The 22,941-nt window shown below is 40.7% G+C and carries 23 protein-coding genes; 2 read left to right on the top strand and 21 right to left on the bottom strand.

Features of this window, described 5'->3' with window-relative positions:
• Window positions 1-89: 89 nt before the first annotated feature.
• From NMK93_RS19030 to NMK93_RS19065, 8 genes are all read right to left on the bottom strand, one after another.
• Window positions 90-863, bottom strand: coding sequence for a metallophosphoesterase (locus tag NMK93_RS19030; protein WP_254526866.1), 774 nt, complete (start codon window positions 861-863; stop codon window positions 90-92).
• A gap of 6 nt (window positions 864-869) precedes the next feature.
• The gene (locus NMK93_RS19035; RefSeq protein ID WP_254526865.1) at window positions 870-1,931 is read right to left on the bottom strand and encodes an ArsO family NAD(P)H-dependent flavin-containing monooxygenase; all 1,062 of its coding nucleotides are present in this window, start codon (window positions 1,929-1,931) and stop codon (window positions 870-872) included.
• Between the two features lie 53 nt (window positions 1,932-1,984).
• Window positions 1,985-2,458 (bottom strand): DUF6428 family protein, encoded by a 474-nt coding sequence (locus NMK93_RS19040; RefSeq protein ID WP_254526864.1) that lies wholly within the window; start codon window positions 2,456-2,458, stop codon window positions 1,985-1,987.
• Between the two features lie 64 nt (window positions 2,459-2,522).
• Window positions 2,523-3,080 carry a hypothetical protein gene (locus NMK93_RS19045; RefSeq protein WP_254526863.1) on the bottom strand — a complete coding sequence of 186 codons (558 nt, stop codon included), beginning with the start codon at window positions 3,078-3,080 and terminating at the stop codon, window positions 2,523-2,525.
• Complete coding sequence (locus tag NMK93_RS19050) at window positions 3,080-3,406, bottom strand: helix-turn-helix transcriptional regulator (RefSeq protein WP_093099816.1); 327 nt, start codon at window positions 3,404-3,406, stop codon at window positions 3,080-3,082. The genes NMK93_RS19045 and NMK93_RS19050 overlap by 1 nt, the downstream gene beginning before the upstream one ends.
• Before the next feature lie 939 nt (window positions 3,407-4,345).
• A complete protein-coding gene (locus tag NMK93_RS19055; RefSeq protein WP_254526862.1) occupies window positions 4,346-6,238 on the bottom strand; it encodes a hypothetical protein in 1,893 nt (630 codons plus the stop codon).
• A gap of 46 nt (window positions 6,239-6,284) precedes the next feature.
• A complete protein-coding gene (locus tag NMK93_RS19060; protein WP_254526861.1) occupies window positions 6,285-7,925 on the bottom strand; it encodes a DUF4209 domain-containing protein in 1,641 nt (546 codons plus the stop codon).
• Window positions 7,926-7,933: 8 nt separating this feature from the next.
• A complete protein-coding gene (locus NMK93_RS19065; protein ID WP_254526860.1) occupies window positions 7,934-9,064 on the bottom strand; it encodes a HEPN domain-containing protein in 1,131 nt (376 codons plus the stop codon).
• 153 nt (window positions 9,065-9,217) lie between these two features.
• Between NMK93_RS19065 and NMK93_RS19070 the strand changes: the two genes are divergently transcribed.
• Together NMK93_RS19070 and NMK93_RS19075 are read left to right on the top strand one after the other, a co-directional pair.
• Window positions 9,218-10,036, top strand: coding sequence for an AbiJ-NTD4 domain-containing protein (locus NMK93_RS19070; RefSeq protein ID WP_254526859.1), 819 nt, complete (start codon window positions 9,218-9,220; stop codon window positions 10,034-10,036).
• A gap of 9 nt (window positions 10,037-10,045) precedes the next feature.
• A complete protein-coding gene (locus NMK93_RS19075) occupies window positions 10,046-10,333 on the top strand; it encodes a hypothetical protein (RefSeq protein WP_254526858.1) in 288 nt (95 codons plus the stop codon).
• A 155-nt stretch (window positions 10,334-10,488) separates the two neighbouring features.
• On the opposite strand, the gene NMK93_RS19080 is transcribed toward NMK93_RS19075, so the two are convergent.
• The 13 genes from NMK93_RS19080 to NMK93_RS19140 form a co-directional block, all read right to left on the bottom strand.
• Window positions 10,489-11,304 (bottom strand): hypothetical protein, encoded by an 816-nt coding sequence (locus NMK93_RS19080; RefSeq protein ID WP_254526857.1) that lies wholly within the window; start codon window positions 11,302-11,304, stop codon window positions 10,489-10,491.
• 96 nt (window positions 11,305-11,400) lie between these two features.
• A complete protein-coding gene (locus NMK93_RS19085) occupies window positions 11,401-12,024 on the bottom strand; it encodes a hypothetical protein (RefSeq protein WP_254526856.1) in 624 nt (207 codons plus the stop codon).
• Window positions 12,024-12,839: a DUF4099 domain-containing protein gene (locus tag NMK93_RS19090; RefSeq protein WP_254526855.1), complete on the bottom strand. Its 816-nt coding sequence runs from the start codon at window positions 12,837-12,839 to the stop codon at window positions 12,024-12,026. Before NMK93_RS19090 ends, NMK93_RS19085 begins: the two co-directional genes overlap by 1 nt.
• A 31-nt stretch (window positions 12,840-12,870) precedes the next feature.
• On the bottom strand, window positions 12,871-14,097 hold the full coding sequence (locus NMK93_RS19095) for an ArdC family protein (protein WP_254526854.1): 1,227 nt from the start codon (window positions 14,095-14,097) through the stop codon (window positions 12,871-12,873).
• Window positions 14,087-14,245, bottom strand: coding sequence for a hypothetical protein (locus NMK93_RS19100; protein ID WP_254526853.1), 159 nt, complete (start codon window positions 14,243-14,245; stop codon window positions 14,087-14,089). The genes NMK93_RS19095 and NMK93_RS19100 overlap by 11 nt, the downstream gene beginning before the upstream one ends.
• 1 nt (window position 14,246) lies before the next feature.
• The gene (locus NMK93_RS19105; RefSeq protein ID WP_254534173.1) at window positions 14,247-14,702 is read right to left on the bottom strand and encodes a M23 family metallopeptidase; all 456 of its coding nucleotides are present in this window, start codon (window positions 14,700-14,702) and stop codon (window positions 14,247-14,249) included.
• A gap of 65 nt (window positions 14,703-14,767) precedes the next feature.
• Window positions 14,768-16,858: a TraM recognition domain-containing protein gene (locus NMK93_RS19110; RefSeq protein ID WP_254526851.1), complete on the bottom strand. Its 2,091-nt coding sequence runs from the start codon at window positions 16,856-16,858 to the stop codon at window positions 14,768-14,770.
• 121 nt (window positions 16,859-16,979) lie between these two features.
• The gene (locus tag NMK93_RS19115; RefSeq protein ID WP_254526850.1) at window positions 16,980-18,461 is read right to left on the bottom strand and encodes a Fic family protein; all 1,482 of its coding nucleotides are present in this window, start codon (window positions 18,459-18,461) and stop codon (window positions 16,980-16,982) included.
• 215 nt (window positions 18,462-18,676) lie between these two features.
• Complete coding sequence (gene traN / locus NMK93_RS19120; RefSeq protein WP_254526849.1) at window positions 18,677-19,525, bottom strand: conjugative transposon protein TraN; 849 nt, start codon at window positions 19,523-19,525, stop codon at window positions 18,677-18,679.
• A gap of 19 nt (window positions 19,526-19,544) precedes the next feature.
• Window positions 19,545-20,708, bottom strand: coding sequence for a conjugative transposon protein TraM (gene traM, locus NMK93_RS19125; RefSeq protein WP_254526848.1), 1,164 nt, complete (start codon window positions 20,706-20,708; stop codon window positions 19,545-19,547).
• Window positions 20,709-20,723: 15 nt separating this feature from the next.
• The gene (locus NMK93_RS19130; RefSeq protein ID WP_254526847.1) at window positions 20,724-21,164 is read right to left on the bottom strand and encodes a hypothetical protein; all 441 of its coding nucleotides are present in this window, start codon (window positions 21,162-21,164) and stop codon (window positions 20,724-20,726) included.
• Window positions 21,142-21,762 carry a conjugative transposon protein TraK gene (traK, locus tag NMK93_RS19135; RefSeq protein ID WP_254526846.1) on the bottom strand — a complete coding sequence of 207 codons (621 nt, stop codon included), beginning with the start codon at window positions 21,760-21,762 and terminating at the stop codon, window positions 21,142-21,144. Before traK ends, NMK93_RS19130 begins: the two co-directional genes overlap by 23 nt.
• A 21-nt stretch (window positions 21,763-21,783) precedes the next feature.
• Window positions 21,784-22,932 carry a plasmid transfer protein gene (locus NMK93_RS19140; RefSeq protein ID WP_308214524.1) on the bottom strand — a complete coding sequence of 383 codons (1,149 nt, stop codon included), beginning with the start codon at window positions 22,930-22,932 and terminating at the stop codon, window positions 21,784-21,786.
• Window positions 22,933-22,941 lie beyond the last annotated feature (9 nt).

Genomic DNA, 22,941 nt, shown 5'->3' on the forward strand with positions numbered 1-22,941 from the left:
AAAACTGTTTTTCTTTCTTCTGAAATACTATTTGTTGAAATGGATTCAATGGTCGTTATAATTTTATGGTTCATTTTTATGATTTAAAATTAATAGCCTCTTCTTAGATTTTCTGCATATTCATTAGGCAGGGGGCTTTCTTCTACCGCCTTTGCTGCTTTTTCAATGTCATAATCAAATCGTATAAACTCGACACCGATGCTTTCTTTGTTCAGCACAGAACTATTTTCATTGATTGTCAGCATGACGTAAGCTCCCCTCACATCGTTATCCTTAGGCTTCCCAACGGAACCGATATTGACCGCATGACGAAAATGAGCCGGGTCTTCGGATCCAGAATTTAAAATGCGATGGTAAGGTTTGTGCGTATGCCCGAAACACATGATATCTGCATCAGCCTGCTCCATAATCCTGAGCATACTTTTTTCTTCACGGTCTTCAAAAAGATATTCATTGATCTTCCTTGGGCTGCCGTGCACCAAAAGCAAATTGAGCTTATCTTCATTTAATTGAAACTCAACTTTGATATGTGCAGGGAGCGTGCGCAAATAGGCACGTTCATTGTCCTTCATGATAGAATTTGTAAAAGAAATGGAGATATTGCCATTGTCTTTTTCACTATTGGTTTTATAGGCACAGCCACATTCATTGCTCATACGTCCGATACCGAAGTCGTAATTTCCTGCAATGGTTGGAATTTTCCGCTTACGGATTTCGTTAATCACTTCGTTTGGCCATATATTGTAACCTACCAGGTCACCCAAACAATAGATACTATCTGGATTTCTTTTACCGACATCTTCAAAGAAAGCTTCCAAAGCGGGTAAATTGGCGTGTATATCGCTGAATAATGCAATTTTCATATTATATTAGTTACTATTTTTTAAAAATTCTTCAATCTCAAGTATTGTTTGTTTTGCTGTTTTATTTACACCTATGATTGTGGCGGATGCATAACCGGTCCAATTGCCGTATCCGACGAGCCACAATCCGGGCATTTCTAATGATTTACTTTCACTGGTCTTTGCAACGCCCTTTTCGTCTATGTGTATCAATGATTTCAGATAAGAAGTATCATAACCGAATCCTGTACACCAAATAATAGCATCAAATTCCTCCTTGTCCCCACTATGCCAAATCACCCCCTTATCATATAACTTATCGAATGTGCCGCTTGACACTAATACGCCTCTGCTTTGGGCCTCTTTAACAGATGGAACCATGACGATATTTCCTAGATTATACTGCGATGCATCGAAGGGTTTGCCTTCTTTTTCGGCCTTGTATCGCGCCGAGGCTACGTTAAACAGATAATATCCGTCTACTTCATCAGGCAAAAATTCAGGTTCCTTTTTGGTTGACCACTTTACAGCGGTAACTTTTGAGACCTCTGCGACAATCTGGGCACCGGAGTTACCTTCGCCTACCACCAGCGTTTTCAGTCCAGTAAAGTCTTTTGGATTTTTATACTTTCCTGAATGAATTTGAAGCCCCTTAAAATCTTCTATTCCTGCTAGCTTTGGAATAGCCGGATTGCCCCATGTCCCAGTTGCCGAAATAACTGTTTTAGCTTTTAAAGCCCCCTGATGGGTAAGGACCTTAAAAACAATCCCATCCTTTTTAATTTCAACAACTTCAACACCCCTCCTCACATTCAGTTGATAATGCTCTTCGTACTTACGCAAATAGTCAATTGCTTCTTGTCTGAGCGGAAACCGATGCTCAGATTTTGGCATCAGCCATCCCGGTAAAGAGCTGTAATCTGCTGGAGAAAATAGGGTCAGGCTATCCCAGCTATGGAGCCAGGCACCACCCGAAATATCCTGTTTATCCAGTATAAGATATTTCAGTTTTGCCCGCCTTAGATAATATCCACATGCTAGCGCACTTTGGCCTCCGCCAATAACAATAACATCAAAGATCTCATCCATTGATTTAGCTTTAATACATGTTATTTAAAAGACATCTGACATTCTACAGCGAATTAGCAACATCCTCCACCCGGTGTACACGAATTATTTTCAGTACCTGTAACTACAGAAAGATTTATCTTTTGCTTTTCGGAAGGTATCCCGCATGCATCCTGTGCAAGACAGGCAGTAGTCTTACTTTTCAATATAAAAGTTCTGCCATTGAATTCCAGATCATATTTCCCAATTGTGTCACTTTGATATTCCACTTCGATCTCGGCATCTTCCATGCCTAATTTTTCCTCCGAAAGGCTGATAATATGTAATAATTTTCCGGGTTTTAATCGGTGTTCATAATCATCGGCGTTCCATAGCTGAAAGTTCACGGCCTTTTCATCACGTATTACACCACCACAGTCAATGAATCTTTTATTGATCTGGCCGACTTCGGTCACATGGAAATGCTCTGGTACAAATGTTCCGTTTTCTAATTGAAATTCAACATTCTTCAATGTTGGAAGGATTTCTTTGATTTCTGATAATTTCATTGTTTTATATTTATAGTTATAATGCAATATTGCGATAAATTCAAGCAAATTTTTTAACAGCACTTTAGCTGTAAAAGCTAAAATACTTACTGAATCTGGGAATGTAAAGCAGCACATGTAAGAGGCTTATGATAATCGCTCCCGGCAGTAGATTTTTAGCTATAATTTGGAAAGTATCATAGCCTGCGCTATGGCTAAACTTATTTACTAACGATATACCGCTAGATTGAAAATTGAGTTTGATCACTAAAAATATGGCAATAGCGGCAAAATGTAAGCCGTTCACCAGCAGATGGATAATATATTCCCAACGGGGAAGTCCACCCATAAATTGTCTGCTGTCTTTTTCCACATAAGCATCCAACAGCAATGTAATGATATCCGCAACAATCAAAAGGCATCCGAATACAAACAGGTTGTTGTTTTCGATATTTATAAATAAAGAGACAAGTATACCTGTAAATAAAAAGGCCCGCATCGTATGAATAAGATGTTCAAAACGGCTTTCCTTATGTTCATAGAGGCGATATTTGTAAAGATGCAAAAATACACCATCAAATACTGCCAATAATGAATAGCTGATCAGTAATACCGAAGATACAATGAAAGCAGTTTCCATCATTAACAACATTTTTGATTGGTTACTGTAGAAATTATTTTTGAAAAATACTCTTTCAATATATTGAATGTATTTTCGTCAATACAGTAGCATACAGATGTTCCCTCAATGCTCCCTTGTATTAATCCCGCATTTTTTAATTCTCTCAAATGCTGTGATACGGTTGGCTGTGCTAGTGGCAGCTCATTGACAATATCTCCGGTGATACAGGTATTGACTTTTAGCAGATATTCTATAATAGCAACCCTTGCAGGATGGCCCAATGCTTTAGCAATAACCGCAATCTGGTTTTGGCGGTCCGTAAAATGATCTGTCTTTGTTGCTCCCATTTTTAAATTATTATATTGCAATATTACGATACTATAATGAAACAAAAAAATAATAAATGCAATTTTATTTTGCCATGATCATAAAACTAGGCCGTATAGAGAAAAATGTTAAAAAATGGAAGACACTTTGGGTCAAAAAATTGTATGAGTTGATTCGTGAGTTTTCGAGATATATACTGTTTATTTTCTACTTTTTTTCCGTGAATGTTTTTGTGCCGTTTTCACCATCTTTTAATACAACATTCAACAGGAATCGAAAGCAAGTGCAATTTTGGCAATGTTGTTTATCATGGACCCACAGATTTTGAGTCTATAGGTCTGCATTCATCAACAAGGGCACAAATGTTTGTTTCCTGCTTGCTATAGCATTTTATGAACATTTTTTCAATATTCAAAATTTGTGCTGTGACGTATTTGTGACGAATTTTTTCAAATATAGTTAAGCGTAACTCACGTTAAAATGGGCAAATTTTTCACTAAGGTCTCTTATTTCCTTGTGGTAGCTTTTAAATTGTTTTTCAACCTTACCTTCTAAGAAGTGATTTTTTATTTAATTCGTGAGTTTTTTTTACTGCAAAATTTGTGGCATAAAAGTTTTCCCGACGTGAACATAATAAATCTAAGTATTATTGAATCCGTTTAATTTTTGAGGACAAGCCGTCTCGGAAAGTTCTGAAAGTAAAGGGGGAGGATTCAATAGTGCGAATAGAATCGATAAAAGTCATTTTTATTATTCAGAAAAACAACTTTCAATTTTATGAGTCCAAACTGGGAACCAGAAGATTATGAGTCTTTCGGCCTGTACCTCTTTACACGGTGCAAAATCGTCGTTTCCGACTTGCAGAAGCAATATATGAACTATTTTTGGAACCGTGAAATTTTTCTTCGTAACACATTTGTAACGGTTTTTATTCTTTTGAACATTACAAATCCGAACGACTACCGTACATCCTTAATAAGATAGCCTTTGCTTTCAAGATTGACATTAAATCTCTTTTTAAAAACAAACCTTTTTAATGCATATCTAATGGTCTTCACAACTTCTTTATCTTCTATTTTATATTCTGGCATCCATTCTTGGATATAACCCATATAACGTTCAAGCAACAAGTAGACTTCTTGTTGTTGGTCAGTAGCATTTTTAGGGATTAAAGTTCTTATGTAGTCGAATTTCTCTATAATACTCAAGAGGATGTTTTTTGCAGCAGGGTTCTTATCAAAATTTTTCATAGCATGGTAAGCAATTGCTTTAATTTCATTGATTACATAAGCATTGAGTTTACTAATTCTATATAGATAATCGAATCCTTTCATTTCAATTTGAAAAGGTATCTGGCTTTGAATTCTGTCAATTTCGTAGGTGGTTGCTGTAGAAAAAGGATAAAATTCCCAAGCGATTTCTACGTCTAATTTAGGGGCAAACTTTTCAAAAGATTTTAAGGCCGATGGGCAGTTAAGCTGTAGCAAATAGACTTTAGTATTCCGTGTATTTTTTGAGTCAATAATCGACAGGTTTGTCGTAGTGTAAAAATTGGATATCTCTTGGTACAAAAAGTATTTCTTATATGTAGCAATTTGATCAAATATCTTTGCAAAGTCATAGTAAGCAGTACTTAGAAAAAAAGAAGTTTTATCATTCGGGAAACGTTCTCCTTTGGGATAATCGTAATTTATGGCGGGCAAATAGACTTTAATGATAGTCTCACACCACCATTCACGTAAATTTTGTATAATTCTTTGACTGACAGTATCTTCATTAGATTGAAGACTTTTTGATAAGAATTGCTCCAAAACGACTTTAAACCTTATGCCATCATATAGATGTTCATCCAAGTTATGTACATTAAAGTCTTTAAAATTTTTCACATAAAATTCCTCAACCTCTTTACAGAGATTTACCATTAAAAGAGCAGCGACGTCATTACGTTCCTTAATAGCAATAGAAAAAAGATTGCGTATCAAATCATCTATCTTATCATAAAAGATGATTGGATGTAATTCTTTGTTTTGTTTATAATCTGCGAACATTTTTTGGAAGTGTTCCAAACAACCACTTTTAATTTCAAGTAGGGTTGTTCTATCAAACTCCTTAATAGCTGATGTTCCTATTTCTATAAGGAGCGTAATTGGATCACGATGATAATGTTCATTCCTATTACCTTGTCGCCAAAGCACGTGGATATGATAGCTTAGTGACCAATCCATGTTAAATTGCTTAATAAGTGACTGAATATTGTTACGGCTTTGGGATGAACGTAGCAGCAAAACAAGTGTAGGAATGATAGACACAACCAATAATAAAGAAATTGCTAATGAAAATAAAAAGAAAGCATCTCCATAAGAAGTACGAGATGCCCCCTCTTTCAAATAGCTACAAGTGTATATAAGTAAGATCATATCACTAACAAACAAAGTGAATATGAATTTTATATAGCGATTTGTGAAAAATTTGATAAAGGTGAACCGTCCAAAATACTTATAAAAAATATTAAAAGACAGTATAATAAAGGAAAACACAATACCCACAAAAATACTGACAGTACGAAGCGTATTTTCGGTAATGTAAACTTGCGTTTCAAGGTTAGGCATACCTATATACAAAGGCTCTTGATAAAAAACGAAAAATATGATGATTACAAAAAGAACTAATAAACTTAATAGTCTAAAGTCGATAGAGATAAGTTCATTGACTCTAGGATTAAAAATAAAATACCTAAAACGATAATAAAGTATTTTTACTAATTCCCATGACTTTTTTGGCAAATGATATAAAGCAGATAATACCTTTTGTATTTTACTTTTATTTGTAGTTTTTGTTTGGTTTGGAGACATATTAGTACTTTTTTACAAGAGAAGAAAAAATATGATTTCACTTTATTTATTTCAAATTAGGAAACCATACTTTAGTTTGGACAACCAGCTTCAATGTCACCCACCATAAGTACATCCCGTATTTTTGAATTTCTAAAGGTTCCATGAGTCCGTGTAACAAGTCGTTTCTAAAATTACGGCTATTCCCATCTACTAAGAAACTAATCATTTCATCGATAAGATCGGAATTGTCAATATGTCGGAGTTTTTCCAAACAGCCACCTAATAAATTTTCATGTTGTTTTTCTTTTTCCCAAGTAGTTACGTTAACTCCACTTTGCACGGCGATATGCCTAAGACTATTTTCAACTTGTGGCATGAGAATATGAGCAGCAGTTATAAAGTCATTGTTAAACCCTTTGGTTATTCCGATGACATAGAGGTATTTGCGGCTGTCTGGAATAAAAGGGCTTGCTATTCTATTCAAGAGCTCGTCTATGAACGATTCAGTAACTTCATCATAGACATCCATTTTATTTTTTATTGCATGGATAAATGCCAAAATTCTTTCTCTGTAAATCGTTCGCACGAAATTAGCGTGGCCTTCTTCGACGCTTTGAGTTGCTACGTGTGCGCCTTTATTATTGACTTTAACTTGTTGAGGAAATGCAGTTGCCAAAAAACTATTTGAATCAAATACATTTGGAACCTGTTTTTCAATCAATTCCTGCGGAATAATTGGAATATTCAGTAACTCACGATAACCATCGTTAAAACTATTTATTTCTAATTCAGCCAAAGCGACACGGAGCTCTTGAAAATCAATGTCTTGAAAAAGATTTACACCTACCGTCTGAACCATTTTAAAATCCTCTTGTTGTTCTTCTGCAACCTTTTTTTCTAACCTTTTTCGTAATTCTTCACAGCTTGGAATAGACGTAAGCAACCTAAGACCTTTAAGATAATTCTGTGAGATTGTGGGATAAAATGTGTTGGGTTGTTTATTTGACACTTGGTGATCTGCTTCAAGTTCATAACTTTCTGCTAACTTAATTCGACATTCATGGGCACTCAAAGATTTGATGGAATGGAGTGTTTCAATCGAAATGCGTACGGCATCGAAATCATGATTTTTATAAAAATCAGAAATCTGTTCATTCAATTTTTGAGAAAATTCCTTTTGGCATTTGGTTAGTCCGAATGCCCCAACCATTTCAATTAAAAGCCTCTTTTGTAAGTACGCAGTTTTTGGATTTATTACAGCTTTTTTCGCTTCTTCAAATAAAACATCGCTGTCTTGCTCAAAGATTTTCTTCGCATATCTTACTAAGGCAACTGAACGCATTAGGTAGATATAATCGCCATTAGTATGATAAATATCCGCGTAAGATGTTCTTACTAATTTGATATTTTCTTTTAGGTATTTTTTATCCAGTGTTAATAGTACATCCAACCATCTGGCAATAACTTCTTTATTTTCAATTATGTTTATGTCGATAGATTTTAATGTGGATAGTTCTCCGTCGTTAAAATCACTTTTTAACTTTTTGGTATCGAAATCCAGTAAATCAACTCTCAAAAGTTTCAAGATTAAGTCTAAGATATTGCTTTGACTGGGGTTAGTGTTTCGATAAACATATATCTTTTGCTTTAGGTCGAACCCATAAGTTCCATCTTCGATTTTAATATGTATTTCTTTCGGATTCATAATTCTTGTTAAAAAAGTTTGTTGAGTATGTCATTGACACCAAATCTGATAGAAGACGGTGGAATAGGATTCTTATCGGCTATTAGCTTCCGTATCCCATAACTAATTAGTGCAATATTTAGATTTTTCAATTCCCAGAAAGATTCCAAAATCATTTTCTTTTTCTCCTTTGTCTTCCCGGGCATATAATCATAAAGCCTATAATGCAAACCACCATGTGCTACTTCATTTCGTATTCGAAAGCTGTTAAGAAGAAGTTGGTCAATTTTTTGTGTGTCTTGCCTGTTATTTGCAATGATAATCGAGGTAACTAACCGCATCATTTCCGTAGATGTGTTTTTGTCAAAAAAACTTTCCAAGGCAAAAACTAAGTCTAAAAAGCTATCAATAGTAATATAATTTGATTGTACTGCTTTTAAGAAACGGTGGAAAGACCATATATTTTTATGCCAAACTTGAGCAATCAAACCCAAATTTGTTGCAAGAATATCGAGCCTCTTTTCTTCCAGCAAAATTGGATATGACATTATATCTGAATGTTCATCCATTATATATCTCCCTCCCTCATGTGTAAACGAAAGTAATCCGCTCGATTGTGGTGGCGTAGACTCGTGATAAGTGGAATGAGTAGGATAAGTAAGATGTAGACCTAATAAAAAAAATGCGCAAATATCATTGGCAACGGAAATAATAGCTGACTTTAAATTTTCAAACTCATCGTTCCAACTGAATATTTTCTCTATATCATATTCCTCCTCTAATTTTAGATTGGGAGAATAAGAAATATCGGCATTCAAAGACATTTGGACTATAATCAATCCCTGCATCCTCCTTAGATTCCCTCTCGACACGATATGTTGATAATCTCCAAATGCTCCTATTTCTTTTTCTACTATTGATTCAGCTTCATTAGTGTTGCTCATAGGAGCACTTGTGAACGGATAAATCTTAATCGTAATATTACTGAACTTTTCTACTAACAAACGATCAAATTGGTAGCTTCTATTAAAATGTATTTCTCTTTCGAAATATAGATCGTTACTAAAAAAGGTTTTACAGTATTTTGTAATATCAAATTCAAAATATTTTTGGTTACTACGTATGGAAGTAGGTAAAAACCATCTAAATATATGTTCCACTTTATGTTTTTATTGTCTTAAACAAAGATAAGAATTCGCTATCGCATTGACTCTTAATATTATCCACACACGATAGGATATGCAAGAGTCAAATCTCGTTTAGGCAAAGTTTTATTGGTTTATTATCTTTGTTAATATATGATAATTTGATTTATGGAAAGATTTTCAAAGCGTAATGGACATTCTTCTGCTGAAAAAGAAATCATTATTAGAGAGGATGCACCTATAGGATTGAGACAATTTATCCCGCAACTTCTGTTTGATTTACGGATGTCACCAAATGAAGTTCGAGCGATTGTTTGCCGAGTGTTAAGGGTGGCTCCTGACACACAACATAATTGGGGAGAACCAAACGTAAGCAATGAAATATATGAATTGCTTGAAAATTGTGAATGGTTTTTTGTCTATGATATTATCGAAAGATTCTATCACGTATTAACCCCTATTAATAGACCAGAATTTGCAGAAGAAATCAATGATTATTTTAAAACGAATGGGATAGGTTGGAAGTTGGAAAATGGTCGTATAGAATTTCGTGGAGACGAATTATTTGAAAATGATTTGGAAAAGGTTGTTAAAGATTTAGGAGATGTCAAGCTACATACTGCCCAGAATGAAATCAGGGAAGCGATTAATGATCTTTCGAGAAGACCAGAACCTGACATTACGGGTGCGATTCAACATGGAGTAGCATGTTTAGAATGTGTTTCGAGGGATGTGGTTGGGAACAACAAAATCACATTAGGTGAGCTCATCAAAAGAAATCGTGAAATAGTGCCCCCTACAATTGATACCAGTGTAGAGAAAATATGGGGGTTTTCTTCGGAACAAGGTAGGCATCTGCGTGAACAAAGAGAACCGTCTTATGAAGAAGCGGAATTGATGTTAGGATTATCCGCTTCGATTTCAACTTACTTGGCCAAAAAAAAGAAGTTACTACAACCACCACCTGATGTATGGAATGATTTTTAAAAAATTCTTATGACGATTAATGAAACCAAAAAAATTGTTAGTTCGTATTTTGAAAAAAATACTACTTGCATAGAATGCAAAAGTGATAAGAAACTTATTGTCAATAGTAATAAATACAGAATCCGTCCAGATGACGCTTTTTATTTTGCCAACAAAGTATTTATTATGGAGTATGAAAATAATTTGCGACCTGTCGAAAGTATCTCAAAATATTTTTGGTTATTCCGACAAACAGACTGGCTAAAAGAAAATATCAAAATTTTGATGCTACTAACAATAAATAATAGCAAAGTATAAAAAGAACACCGTATTAGGGTGGAAAGCGTTCGGGAATTAGGGATGGTACTTAAACAGCTCTATCCAAATAATTTTGATTTCATCCTACTTAATTATTCTGAACTTAATAGCACGAATATAATTGAAAGTCTGGATTCGTTAAGAAGCAAATAATGTTATCGTGTCCGAGGGTCAACCGCAATAATATACATATCGTCTTTCAATATTTGTATTTCGTAATTCTCTCTCGTATCTGGATCAAACCAAAGATTATCTTTTACTTTTGTAAACTTCTCATCTAAATCAATTATAAGTTGTTTGTGAAACCAATCTGTATAATGTAACCTTTGACAATATAAAAAGCCTTTACCACCCGAATATTTAGGGTTTGCTCTTTGATAGTCGATAAAATCCGTAAAGCGACCAATGGAATTTGGGGCTCCGATTAGCAAAATATTGACTTTTTCGTATAAGACTTTGACCTGCAAAAAATCGATTTTTTTCTGACGGTCTATGCTGGCTTTGAGAATATTTCCATCTTTATCTATCTTAGTGGCATAGCGATATGTTTCTGCCGACCGATCCAATATTTCAATCAAGTCGATGAGAAAGTCATAATACTTAGTAAACTCTAATTTCTCATCCTTATCCAACCCGAGTTGCTTATGTAGCCGATAATAATAGATTTTAAATTCATCAGCAAGTTTGTCAAGCTCATGGCTTTTTTCTAAATCTACTAATCTTTCAAAATTTGTTAGACTTACAGTTTGGGCATATTCCATGAAGAAATTTATGTTCTCCTTTAGACCAAGTTCGATGCCATGTGAGATTGTATGTAAAAACGGAATGGAGATTTCATCAAAACGGCGTTTAGTAGTTGGATAACTTTCAAAAAGGTAATCTACGAGACGGTTATATTGCCCCCATATACTTCCATTGTTGTCAGCCCAACCAACATAAGCAATCCAACTATCACGTTCTGCTAAATTCATACTTCAAATTTAAGGTAAATTCATCACTTAATTATGTAATACTAAACAACAAAACCCCTGACCCAATTAAGGATCAGGGGTGCGGGATGGGCTGGCTCAGATTAGCCCGTTTATAAAGGATTGGTAGAACGTTTCAAATGGTGCTTTGGGTTTATGGGTTCTGATACCTGCACGTATGCCGGACAATCTTTCAAAACGGTTCAATGAAAAATCACCAACCGGAATACGGTATCTCTTTTTGTTGCAATAAAATTCGCCATGTTCATCAACAAGGCTGAACCTCGCATTCTTACCGAGTTGCCACGTCGCTACTTTGCAATCGGCTACACGGCCACTTATTCCCCCGTCAAATACCATATGTATTTTGGCATTGGTGAAAAGGGCTTTCAGCCAAGTAAACTGTTCTTTGGTTGGCAACAAACCCAATGAAGCAAATGCACTCGGACAGTGTGGAATAATCCAATTGGGGTAATAATGACAGAAGCACATTATATCACCAGCCGAATGACCAATAAAAAGGTCGGTAACGGACAAAGGCAAGTTGTTCGTCGCCAACCATACACCTTTGCTTACCGGAATACGGATACCGTTTTCACTCCAACGTTCATGGTCTATGATCTGGTTTTTCAATGTATAAGGGAATAGAATATTACCCTCGACCATATCCATATAGGGAGCAAAGAAGTTCCTTACTTCGGCTTTTAATCGGAGAAATACCATTACCTCGAAACGGTACGTCCGTACCCTCTACTTTCTTGTTTATCCCGAAGATTTTGCGCAAGGTCTTGAACGGTTTTCTCGTTCCCTTTTTCCCTTATCTTTTTGTCGGCCATCATCATGTCGGACAACGCACGGTTGTATCCGGCGGTATAACCCTCATCCTGCGGTTCGAGCCTACCTCTTAGGTTATTGATACCACGGAATACCAAGTATGAGATACCGCCGTCCAATAGCACGGATAGGATAAGCCGTTTACTGTCTGAACGAATACCCTTATTGTCCGTTGCCGAGTGCTGGATTTTCGTTCCGTCTTTGAGTTCCACCACTTCACCGTTACGGAAAGCCTCCTGTTGCTTTTCAGAAAGTTCTTCGCCATTTACCCTAATGGGGGTCTGCACTTCTTCGGGCTCATACGCCACAAACTCCTTTGTGAGATCGTCGTATTCAATGATGACTTTCTTCTTTTTGTTTCCACCGATCTCCTGTTCTTTGCTCACTACGTGTTTTTCTCCGGCAATCAATGCTTTTTCTTCGTCGTCGCTCAATAGCGGGTGCCATTGTGGTTCACGATAAATAGGATGTACGTTAAGCTGGACAGTACCGTCCTCACCTCGGCTAAGAGATAGCTTTGCATCCAGTTGGCGGATGGCAAACCCATCGATATTCAGATTGGCCATGCTCAACATATCGGTTCTTCTACCTGCAAGCAGGGCATCGATATTCTCCGGGCTTATGCTAAATCCACCGTTTATGTAAAGCCCTAATTTTTCAAGTTCGTTTAGGGGCATTTCATGTTCGTTGATAGGGTATTTCATGATGTAATTGTTTTTTGGGGTTTTAATAATTTTATCTTCTGATACCGTAGGCGGCGACAACCTCCATTTCAGTATGCGCCGGGCGCTTTAGGTCTGCATCTACCTTGACAGCTTCGGGATGCTGTTTGGCTTGGAGCAGGGAATTATATAGCTGGTCTGTCTTGGATAGGGAAAATACATTTCCGGTTGTCAGGTCTTCCACACGCATACGTCCACGTTTCAGATGGCCTTGCACTTTGTACACCGTATTGTTATAGGCGATTTCATCACCCATAGAAAGGGTAGTTTCTTTCACCTTTTGTGATTGTGTTACGGTGAGTTTTTCGACCGCCACATCGGCGGCGGCTTTGATTTCCCTTTTTTGTTCAAATGCCAATAGGTATTTGAATATTTTTTCAGCATCAGCAGCGGCGGCGTGTATTTCAAAAGGTGTATCGCGCAATATCTGAATCCAATTGTCCACGTAGGCAACGTGTTGGCCGGGATCGTGGCCAATGTGGAGTTCTTGACCTATGAGCATGGATGCAATTTCGGCGCGGAGTTCCTCGCGGGCATACCCCTCTGTTCCAAACTTGTTTATAAGGCTTCTGTCCAGACGGTTTTCGTGTCCTGTCCAATGGCCGAGCTCATGGAGCACGGTGGCATAGTATTTATCCGGTGCATCGAATTGTTCACGGAACGGCATGGTAATACTGTCACGGAGTGGGCTATAAAATGCTTTGTCGCCCGCTCTGTGGGTTATGTTAGCTCCCGAAGCCTGAATGAGGTTTTCTGCCCTTTCGATAGGATCCCATTGGAATTGTTTTACATCAGGTTTAACCAAAGGTTCGATACCGTTGATCTGCTCCGCATTGAACACCCAAGCGGTTGTAATGATCGGTCTGTCCAACCTTACCTGAACCTTAACAGGTTTTCCTTTTTCGTCCAAAATCGGTTTGCACTGCTCGTCTTTCTTAGGCAACAATTGGTGTAGTTTGACATACTGGATAAGGGAAGCCTTTTCACCTTTCCGCACTTGCAAGCCTTTTTCCGATGCTTGCTTAAAGGTCATCCATCGGGGGTCATCACGATCAGCCATCAAGAGGGAAAAAATATTAATCCCTTTATAGCGGTTTCCCGTTGTGGCATTGTATGGGATTTCAAAGGCTGGGCCGTTGTGATTCCACGGTTTTTGCCACGGTGCAGTACCCTCTTCGAGTTTCTTGATGATATTTGCGGCTACTATTTCATGCAGGGATTTTGAATTTTTACTGCTCATATTCATCCACCTCCGGGGATTCGTCATCAGGCCATTCGTCGGCGTATTCCACGCCATAAACGGCGGCTTCCTGTGGGGTTAGACCAATATCCTCACCACTGGCCAGGATACTTAGTTTTTGTTGTAGTGATCTTAAATGATAGTCCATATTATTCGATGTTTAAAGGTTTATCCGATTGTTCTCTTAGCCTGTGCAGGAATTTCAATGGGTCAAGGTATTTCCCTTTGAATTTCACCGAGAAATGCAAATGCTCACCCGTCACCCTGCCCGTTGCTCCCGTAATACCAATGGGTTGCCCCACCGTCACCGTATCACCGGGCGAAACGAGTATTCGGGAAAGATGTCCGTAAATGGTTTCCACGTCTCCGTGAAGTACCCGTACATATTTGCCAAGTGCTTTATGCTTTCCGGTTGCTTTGACCCGACCGTCAAGCACATTGAATACAGGGTCGGAACGGGCGGCAAAATCGGCACCGTTATGGTGCGATGCCTTACCATTTATCGGGTGGATACGGTAGCCGAACGGTGATGTAACCTTTAGCTTGTCCAATGGCGGACTGTAATCGATGCCCTGCCCATAAAGCATAAAGGGTACAAGTAGCAACCACCCCAAAACAAGGCTGGGGATAGTTAATATGTTCCGCTGATAGGCAGAACGTTCTGTGTTGTTCATGATGTTTTGGTTTCGGTTGGAGTGGGAATCTGGGGTGTGTCCTGTGTCGGCATTAACTGCTGGACCATTTCCTGCACTTCCTTGTTGATGCGGAAAAAATTGTCCAATAGGATTTCCTCTTTCCGTCCACCGAAGTCGTAATAGGTCGGCAGTTCCCGATAATTTGCTTCTTCCTTTTTAATGGCTTCCATGTCCAGATTGACACGGCAATTGACCGCCGAGGTCTGGTATTTTCCCGTATAGGTTTCCACAGTATCACGTGCAACGATACCGACGATTTCACCTGTCTTTAGTGATGCTATCTTCCCGGCGGGAATCAACGGTTCGAGTTTTTCATTCAACGATAGCGAGGTTCTTGTACGGTCGATGCTTAGGCTTTCACCCGTTTGCTTGACCTTGCCAAACAGGCGTTCCAACCACTCCAAGGTTTCCTTGCTCCTGACAGAGCCAGACAGTACATTTCCCATGATGGACGTGATGACCTCTGCTGTTTCCTTGCCATATTGCTGGAGTAACATAGGTAACTCCTGAAGCCCCAAAACCACTCCGGAAAAATTGGATCGGGCCTGTGCCACGAGTAGGTCGACACGGTGGATATACAGACTTGGAGCCTCATCCACCACTAAACCGATGGGCAGATTGCCCTTTGTATTGATAAGTTTGGTAACCCGATTAAGCACCACGGACAGGCAGGCGGAATTGATGCTCTGCGTACTCGGGTCGTTAGCAAGCACCAAAATACCGGGGTGCTTGGGGTTACTGACCTGTAGCTCGAAATCATCCGCACCGAAAACCCAGAAAGTTTCTTTGGTTGCCATTCGGCTGATAAAGATTTTGAGCGTTCCGACCTGTCCCTCCAATTGGTCAAATGCCTTTGCTTTGTAGGCAGATAAAAATGGTGATAATAGGGAAGCAAGCTCCCCGTTACTGAACAGCACCGTAAAAATCTGTTCATACGAAAGATTAAGAAAGGCAAGTACATGGGGCAGACTGGAATAACGTCCATCTTCGTACCTACTGAAAAAGTAGATACAGGCGGCAAGGAAATTGACGGCGGACTGCGTAAAGAATTGGTCGCTTCCACCGGACTTGTCGCCTTTTTTCAAGGCTTCAACAAGTGCTTCGGCCGTTTCCGAAGCATCGGCAAGTGTACCCAGATAAGCACGTTTCAAAGGGTTTACCCGTCTGCTCTTTGCAGGGTCGTTGAGATTGATAACGTGGAAACGGTAATCCTTGCACCGACCGTTCTGTTTGGCAAGCAGGTAATGATAATATGCAATTTTGCCGAGATCGGGGTATTTCAGATCGTATAGGCACATGGTGAACGAATTGGCAATCATTTGGCGGATAATCGGCATGATGATCCCAAACGATTTTCCACTGCCCGGCACTCCGCAAACCAAACAGCCCCTAAAAATATTTTCGAGCGGTATATACCCCTTTCGGACTTTTCCCTTGTAATAGAACAAGGTCGGGATGTTGATCGAGTACGGTGTTATCACGGGTTCAGTCGGCTGCATAAAGGATTCTTCCTCAATGTTCCAACGATCCTTTCCCAGATTGGAGCTGATAATCTTGGAAACGTTGTCCATTGCAACGTGTACCAAAACGGCACCCGCAAAAGCACTTGTGATATAGGCAAGGTCATACCAATTGACTTGCCCCCATATCGGAGCCGCTCCACGTCCTTGCAACCACAAGCCCGAAAAAAGAATGAGCATCCCCAATGCCAAAGGGTAACCGATCTGGGTCTTGGGATTGAGGTCTTTTTTCTTTCGGCTTAATGTTCCGATGGAGACCAGACAGATCAGTACAAGCGTAAAGAGTTTGCTGTTTATCAATTCGACATAGAACGGCACCCTCGAAAGCCTCTCCGCAAAGAGTAGCAAACTGTTATTTGCTACCCCTGCCAAGAGGAATCTATCTACATAGAAAAACAAAAAGACTTCGAGGACAACGGATAGGTATATGCCAAATTGCAGGGAGCGGTAAAGCCCCTGTTGCTCTTTGGTTTCTTCCATAAATGTTTGTCTTTGTAAGGTTGGAAGGATGGCGTCGCCGTTCTTCCATGATAATTTGATTTTCAAAGAATGGAAGACTGCCTTACGGCAATCTTCCGTAGCAATTAAACTAAGATTGATTCATAAAAAAAGCCAGCGACTTACGCTGGCTTATATGACCATAAAAAATTTAAAAAAATATAATCCGCTATTCCCCTACGATTTTCAAGATATAATCTTCACCTTCTTCAAAGGCGTTACTTTGGGTAAGTACATGATGTATATTATCCATATCCTCACCAGAGACCGTTGCACTAAATTTCCATGCGCGTAAAAGCATACGGATATATATATTAGTTTCATTCCGTCTTGAAATTGCCCGTAAAGCACCCAAATAATCATCTCTAAAGACTGTCGGAATAATAATCTTACTTTGTTCGGCCCTGACCAACTCGGCATTCATCATCACTCTCGCTAACCTCCCATTGCCATCGAGAAAAGGATGTACTTCGCTAATCAGGAACATCATATAGGCAGCTTTGGCGAAAGGTTCATTGAGTGCCTGATAGAACTCAAACCCTTTAATCAATGTACCCCGAACCAGTTCCACCTCAACAAAATCTGTATTACCTGCTCTATTGTTCCTATCCTTAAATTCGCCCGGGTTTTTGGATGGCCGGGCATTGAGCATAATTTTATGTCTATATTGAAGTATTTCGAGCAAATGATCTGGATTTTCCGGCGTGGTACTCATTTCCTTTCGATTACTGACTATCTGGTATGTACCTAATATATCATGAGAATCTTCATCTCTGGCAGGCATAGGCTTTCCGGTTTCGATGATTTTCAGCGCTTCATCTATTTTGAATTTTGTACCCTCGATATAATTGGAGAAATAGGCCTCAAAAAATGCGAAATTACGGAATGCCGTATTGCTTATGTTTGGGTCTGTAACAGGTGTAAACTCCAACTGTTGCAATGTGATGAAAAGGTTCTCAAAAAGTTCTATCCTCTTGAGATCAAACGGTTGTCCAAATGCTCTCGCCAAGGCAACGGGAGACTTTAGGATGTTAGATGGCTTTGTTGAGAGCATTGCCCCAATAAGCCTGTCCAATTTTTCAAACTCCTTTTCCATATTTATCCCGGAAGCAATTTCCCTCGCCCTATCCCGTAGGGCATTCAACCCATCTTCTCCCTTTGATCTTGCAATTTGTTCAAGTTTCCCCTCTATTTCCGGCAAAGCCATGGTCTTAGACGACGGCCCCGGTCTTCGGGAAGATTGCAGGTTTTCCAAAAATGCTCTTGCTTGTTGTGATACATGCAACCCGTCCACAAATAGATTATCTCCCTCGATAGGCGGTGAACCTTCCAACATATTCAGCGTAACACCGGGCAACTTGATTTTCCGCTCATAGTTATAGGTCAAAAAAATATCTCCACTTGAAGTTGGCCGATACTCGAATGCTGAACGATGGCTGAGCAGAGCACCGGCATATAATTGACCTATGATTTTAAATAGATTTCTCTTGATTATCTCTGCTTCGTTATCATCCAGGTTTGAAGTATATATCCGGGGTGCAATTTTTTTTAGCTTGCCATCCTTTACTAACGCTGATATGGTTCGACTAATCTCCGGATTGCTGGAAGAAAATATTATTTCTTGTAGGTGTAGTGGAATACTCTTGTCCATAAATCTGCAAAAATCTCATGTTAAAAAAGTCTATTGTCAATTATTGCACAAATTTTTCACGTCAAAAACCTTTGTTTTACAAATTTTTCATGTTTATGAACAAAACACTTCATACAAAAATTTTTGCTTAACTGACATAAACATCTGCAATTTACAAATTTTTCAAGGTAAAAACGGTTGTTTTTACAAATTTTTCAAGACAAAAGTCACGAATACTAAAAGGTGTCGGCTTTCAGAATATCTCCGTACCTTATCTTTAGGTTGACCGTACGGCCGGAAATCTGCTTTTCGGTGAGCGTTACCCGAAGTACCTTGTTGCCGGGAAAGGTGGCCTTTTTCAGTACGAACACATTGCGGTGTCTTTTCTTAAATTCCGTCAATGGTTGGTATTGCCACAGGGGTTTGATTTCCACGGTCTGCACGTTCGTTGCCTTGGTGATCTTCTTGTCCTCGATGAAAAACCGGAGTTCGTCTACATTGTAGGAAAGGTTTGAGGTATTGGTAAACGACACGTCAAGAAAGATATAATCGCCCAATGTGCTGATGCTGTTCAGCACAATGCCCACGCCGTAATCCCTCGTGCTTCTTACCGGACGGTGAACGCTTTTAGTAAGCAGGCCAAGTGCAAGGTTTTTCATCTGGCTACGGCTCAATCCGATTTCCGAAATTTCCAAAGGGCGGGTATGTTCCAGTTTGATTTCCAGCATGGCCGGAATGCTCGCATCGTTCATCCACAATGGGGCCGTCAGACGGTATTGCGCCACGAAGTTACCGCCGACAATGGTAACCGTTCCAAGTTCATACCCGTGTTGTTCAGTTTCTGTGGTGTCTTCGTGCAATTTGATACGCAATACGTTTTCAAGGGGTAGGTCGCCGGATACATGGTGCGAAGCGATGTCAACGTATTGTATCGGTTCGGGTGAAAGGATATGCACCGTATGGCCACGGTGCAGGGTAAGTTCGGGAAGTGTTCCCAACCGGGTTTCCGTGGCCTGTTGACTGTGGGCAGAATATCCGATAACACATAAAAGGAAAAGGATTAGAAAATGATGTTTCTTTTTCATGATGGAATCTTAAATGGTTTTACTGTTTGTAATTCTGTTGGCTTTGGCGGAGTGCCTGCGGATCGATGAGGTACACCACCGTATTATATTTCAGTTTGGCCCTGTTCTTCCGTATATGCTTTGATACGGCAGTCGTTGTGGATTGGAACATCCGTTGAATGGCACTCATGACCAACTGGCTGTTGTTTTCGGCCTGTTGCTGCAGGGTAATCCCCTGCGTGGTGTTACCGCCGAGCTCCCGGCTAAACTCCCTGAATGCCGAAGCGGGCACGTACAGTCCAGGGGAACCGTCGTTATCATAGACTTCCAACCGGACAGGTAATATGTTGTTCCCGTGCATAATGGACGTGATGGTAAGCAGCACCCGTTGTCCTGAAAAACCTGAAATTTTTGCAAATACGTGAGCGCCTTTTTTTACCACGTACTGGCCGACCAATAGGTCGTCCATAAGCCGTATCCGCAAGCGGGAATCGGCATACCCTGTTATGTTTTCGTCGATAATGGCCTGTATGAAAGTATTATCGCTTTCGGCACGAATGGTATTGAACGTTCCCTGACCTGTACCGTATTTGGAAACGGACAAAAGGGGCTGGTTTTCGAGTTCCCGTTTCGCTTCTTCGATGCGCTCACGTTCCCTGCGGGCTGCCTGTTCGTCGGGATCGTTAGCCCTTGCCATGCTGTCCGCATAGGCCATCTGCTGGCGGAAAAGTTCCATCGGATCGGCCTTGTCGGGTGTCTCCCTGATCGGTTCGGGTCTTCGCTGTAATGACGAAAGGGCCTGTTGCAAGGCTCTGTCTTGGTCGTCGTTTTCCGAATCTCCATTAGTGGAAACAGGTCGCTCGTTTTTGAGCGCCCGCGCGATGGAATCAAGCCTGCGCTTTTCTTCTTCGTTGTACATTTCATCAAAACGGAATTGTTCGGCCCGTTCTTCCTGTAACTGGCCTATTGCCGTATAGCCGTCACCACGGCGGTACTGCTCACGGTAGGCGGCAAGTTTGTCGGATAGGGCGCGGTTCTTGACGTCTTCCGATACATCGGCAATCTGCCCCTGCAAGGGATCGCCCTCTTGCTGGGGTGCTTCATCCTTTGCAAAACCTGTCTGGTAGACGTAAAAAAACAGGCATAGAAAGGGCAACGCTATGAGGGGTAGCACATAGCGTGGCTGTTTGAAATTGATTTTCATGGTTGTTGGATTGTATTAGGGTGAATTATGCTGTTTGTTTGCTTCGGCCAATCGCTTTTCCAGAACCTGCATCCTGTCGATGGCACGCTCCATCAGCAGGCTGTCGGAGCTATCCAGATTGTCCTTTTGCATGAGTGTATCAAGGACGGTACGGATTTCAAGCAGTTCTTTTAAGGCTGAAACGGTGATGACAATACCGCCCATTCCGTCCATTAAGGGTTGTTGCACGGAAAGTTGTAAGGGCTCTTTTTTCGGTGTTTCCTTTGGGAGAAAAAGAAAGCATCCAACGGAAACGAGGATGCTTGCCACCATTGCAAAAAACACCGTGCGTGGCCGGGCTTCAAGGAACCTTTTGGTACGGTGCGCACCTCCATCGATGTACTTGCCAAACTCCCTGTAAAAAGCTGTCCACACCGTCGTGTCGGGCGGGCGGTTAGAAGTTATTTTTTTGAACATAGCTGATGTCTTTGTTTTCGAGTGTCTTCCATCGGGTTATCAGTACGCCGTGGCCATTGTTCTCCGTGCGCATTTCAAGGTCGCGGAGATAACCCTCCGTGACGAGTGTGCGCACCACCGTGGAGCTTCGCCGATCTATGGTCTGTTTGCCATAGTACCGGAAGTATTTGTTCGCCGGATCGAGATGGATGGAATCCGTCTGGATGGTGAGCACGGAGCTGGACGACAGCACGGAATTGAAAAAACCTTTTTCCCGTAGGTTGTTGTACTGCAGTGCCCCGGATTCATCGATCAGGTACATGGCTTTTTTCATCTGGTATTCGATGAATTTATCGTCCGGTGCGAGGGTGAAAAACAACGAATGGAATAGGTTGATATGTGTACGGTACTCGACTGGTCTGTTCACCTCAACGTCTGTCTGTCGGGCGGAAATGGGTACATTGTTGGCATCGAGTATATACACGGATTTACGTGCATTGCCGACCTGTTTATAGGCAAAAAAAGATACCGCCACTACCATGAGCAGGGCGGCGGTCAGACTTGCCCCCGCAATAAAGGTGGCAAGCCTGATCTTGGTCTCGATATTTTTAATTATCATGAAAAATGGGATATAAGGGTTTTAGAATTTGGCGATCATCCTCCTTGCGGCGCGGCCCATGTTGGATGCCCCGCGACCCATCGTGCTTGCGGCCGAGGTGATACCGCTGGTCGATACGATCCAGGTGCTGATGCTCGGTACGGTTAACATGGTCAATCCTCCGATCAGGAACGTCACGATGACGATGCCGAAACTCAACAGTCCATTGCCCGCAAACCGCGACATTTTTTCCAACGTGTCACCCGTGCTTTCAAGGAGCTGCTGGTAACGGGTGATCTCGGCCTCCATAGCATACTGTTGGAACAGGCTTGCTATGTGCATGACCAGATAGGCAATCCCCGAATACAGGTTTACGCTGATAAACCGGGCTATCCACGTACCAAAGGAATCCCGGAATGCGGGCAGGATCGAGGCGGCAACACTAAAAGGGCCCAAAATGATAAGGATGGTCGAATAGATGATCTGGATGATGAATATGATATACACACATATTCGGAGTATCCAGACCGCCAGCGTTTCCAGCACATAGGTGGCCAGTAGCTGCAACCCGACCTGCATCCGGTTTTTGAGTTCTACTATCGGATTCCATACGGTGGCAAACCCCTCTTTTACGGTAGAGGCCACGGCATCCCACGCCTGCCCGTACCATGTATCCGCTTCTTTTTCGGCGATCTCGGTTTCGGCCTGTATGGTGGTGAGCTGATCGGCGACGTCCACCATGAGTTTTGCCCGTTGCAGGCGCAGGTTGTTCACTTCGATCTGCCCGCTGTCAAACAGGCTTTCCGTCTTGGCGGCCACGATGTCCGTAGGATAGGCGAGTACGCGGGTAAACGTTCCCCACCAGACGATGACCATGACCAGCCCGAACGGGCGTAACAACGGCATGATTTCCATTTTTTTGTCGCCCGCCATCATTTCGTATGATTTGATGGCAAAGAAGATGAGCATGAAAATGGCGGAAAGCGCCTGTGCATCGTATATGAACGTGTCAAAATGCTCCCAAACCGTATTCTTCATCCCTTTGAGGAAGTGCATCACACCCTCCTCATACACGCCATTCCCTTGCAGGAAATTGAATGTTTTCTTAAAGGAGTCCGGCACGTCCACCGGATTGGGATTGGCCTGTAAAATAAAACGGGGCATTAGCCCCGTCATGTTAATAAAATCCATATCGTAATT

Origin of the sequence: Sphingobacterium sp. LZ7M1, from assembly GCF_024296865.1 — a bacterium.
Classification (GTDB): domain Bacteria; phylum Bacteroidota; class Bacteroidia; order Sphingobacteriales; family Sphingobacteriaceae; genus Sphingobacterium.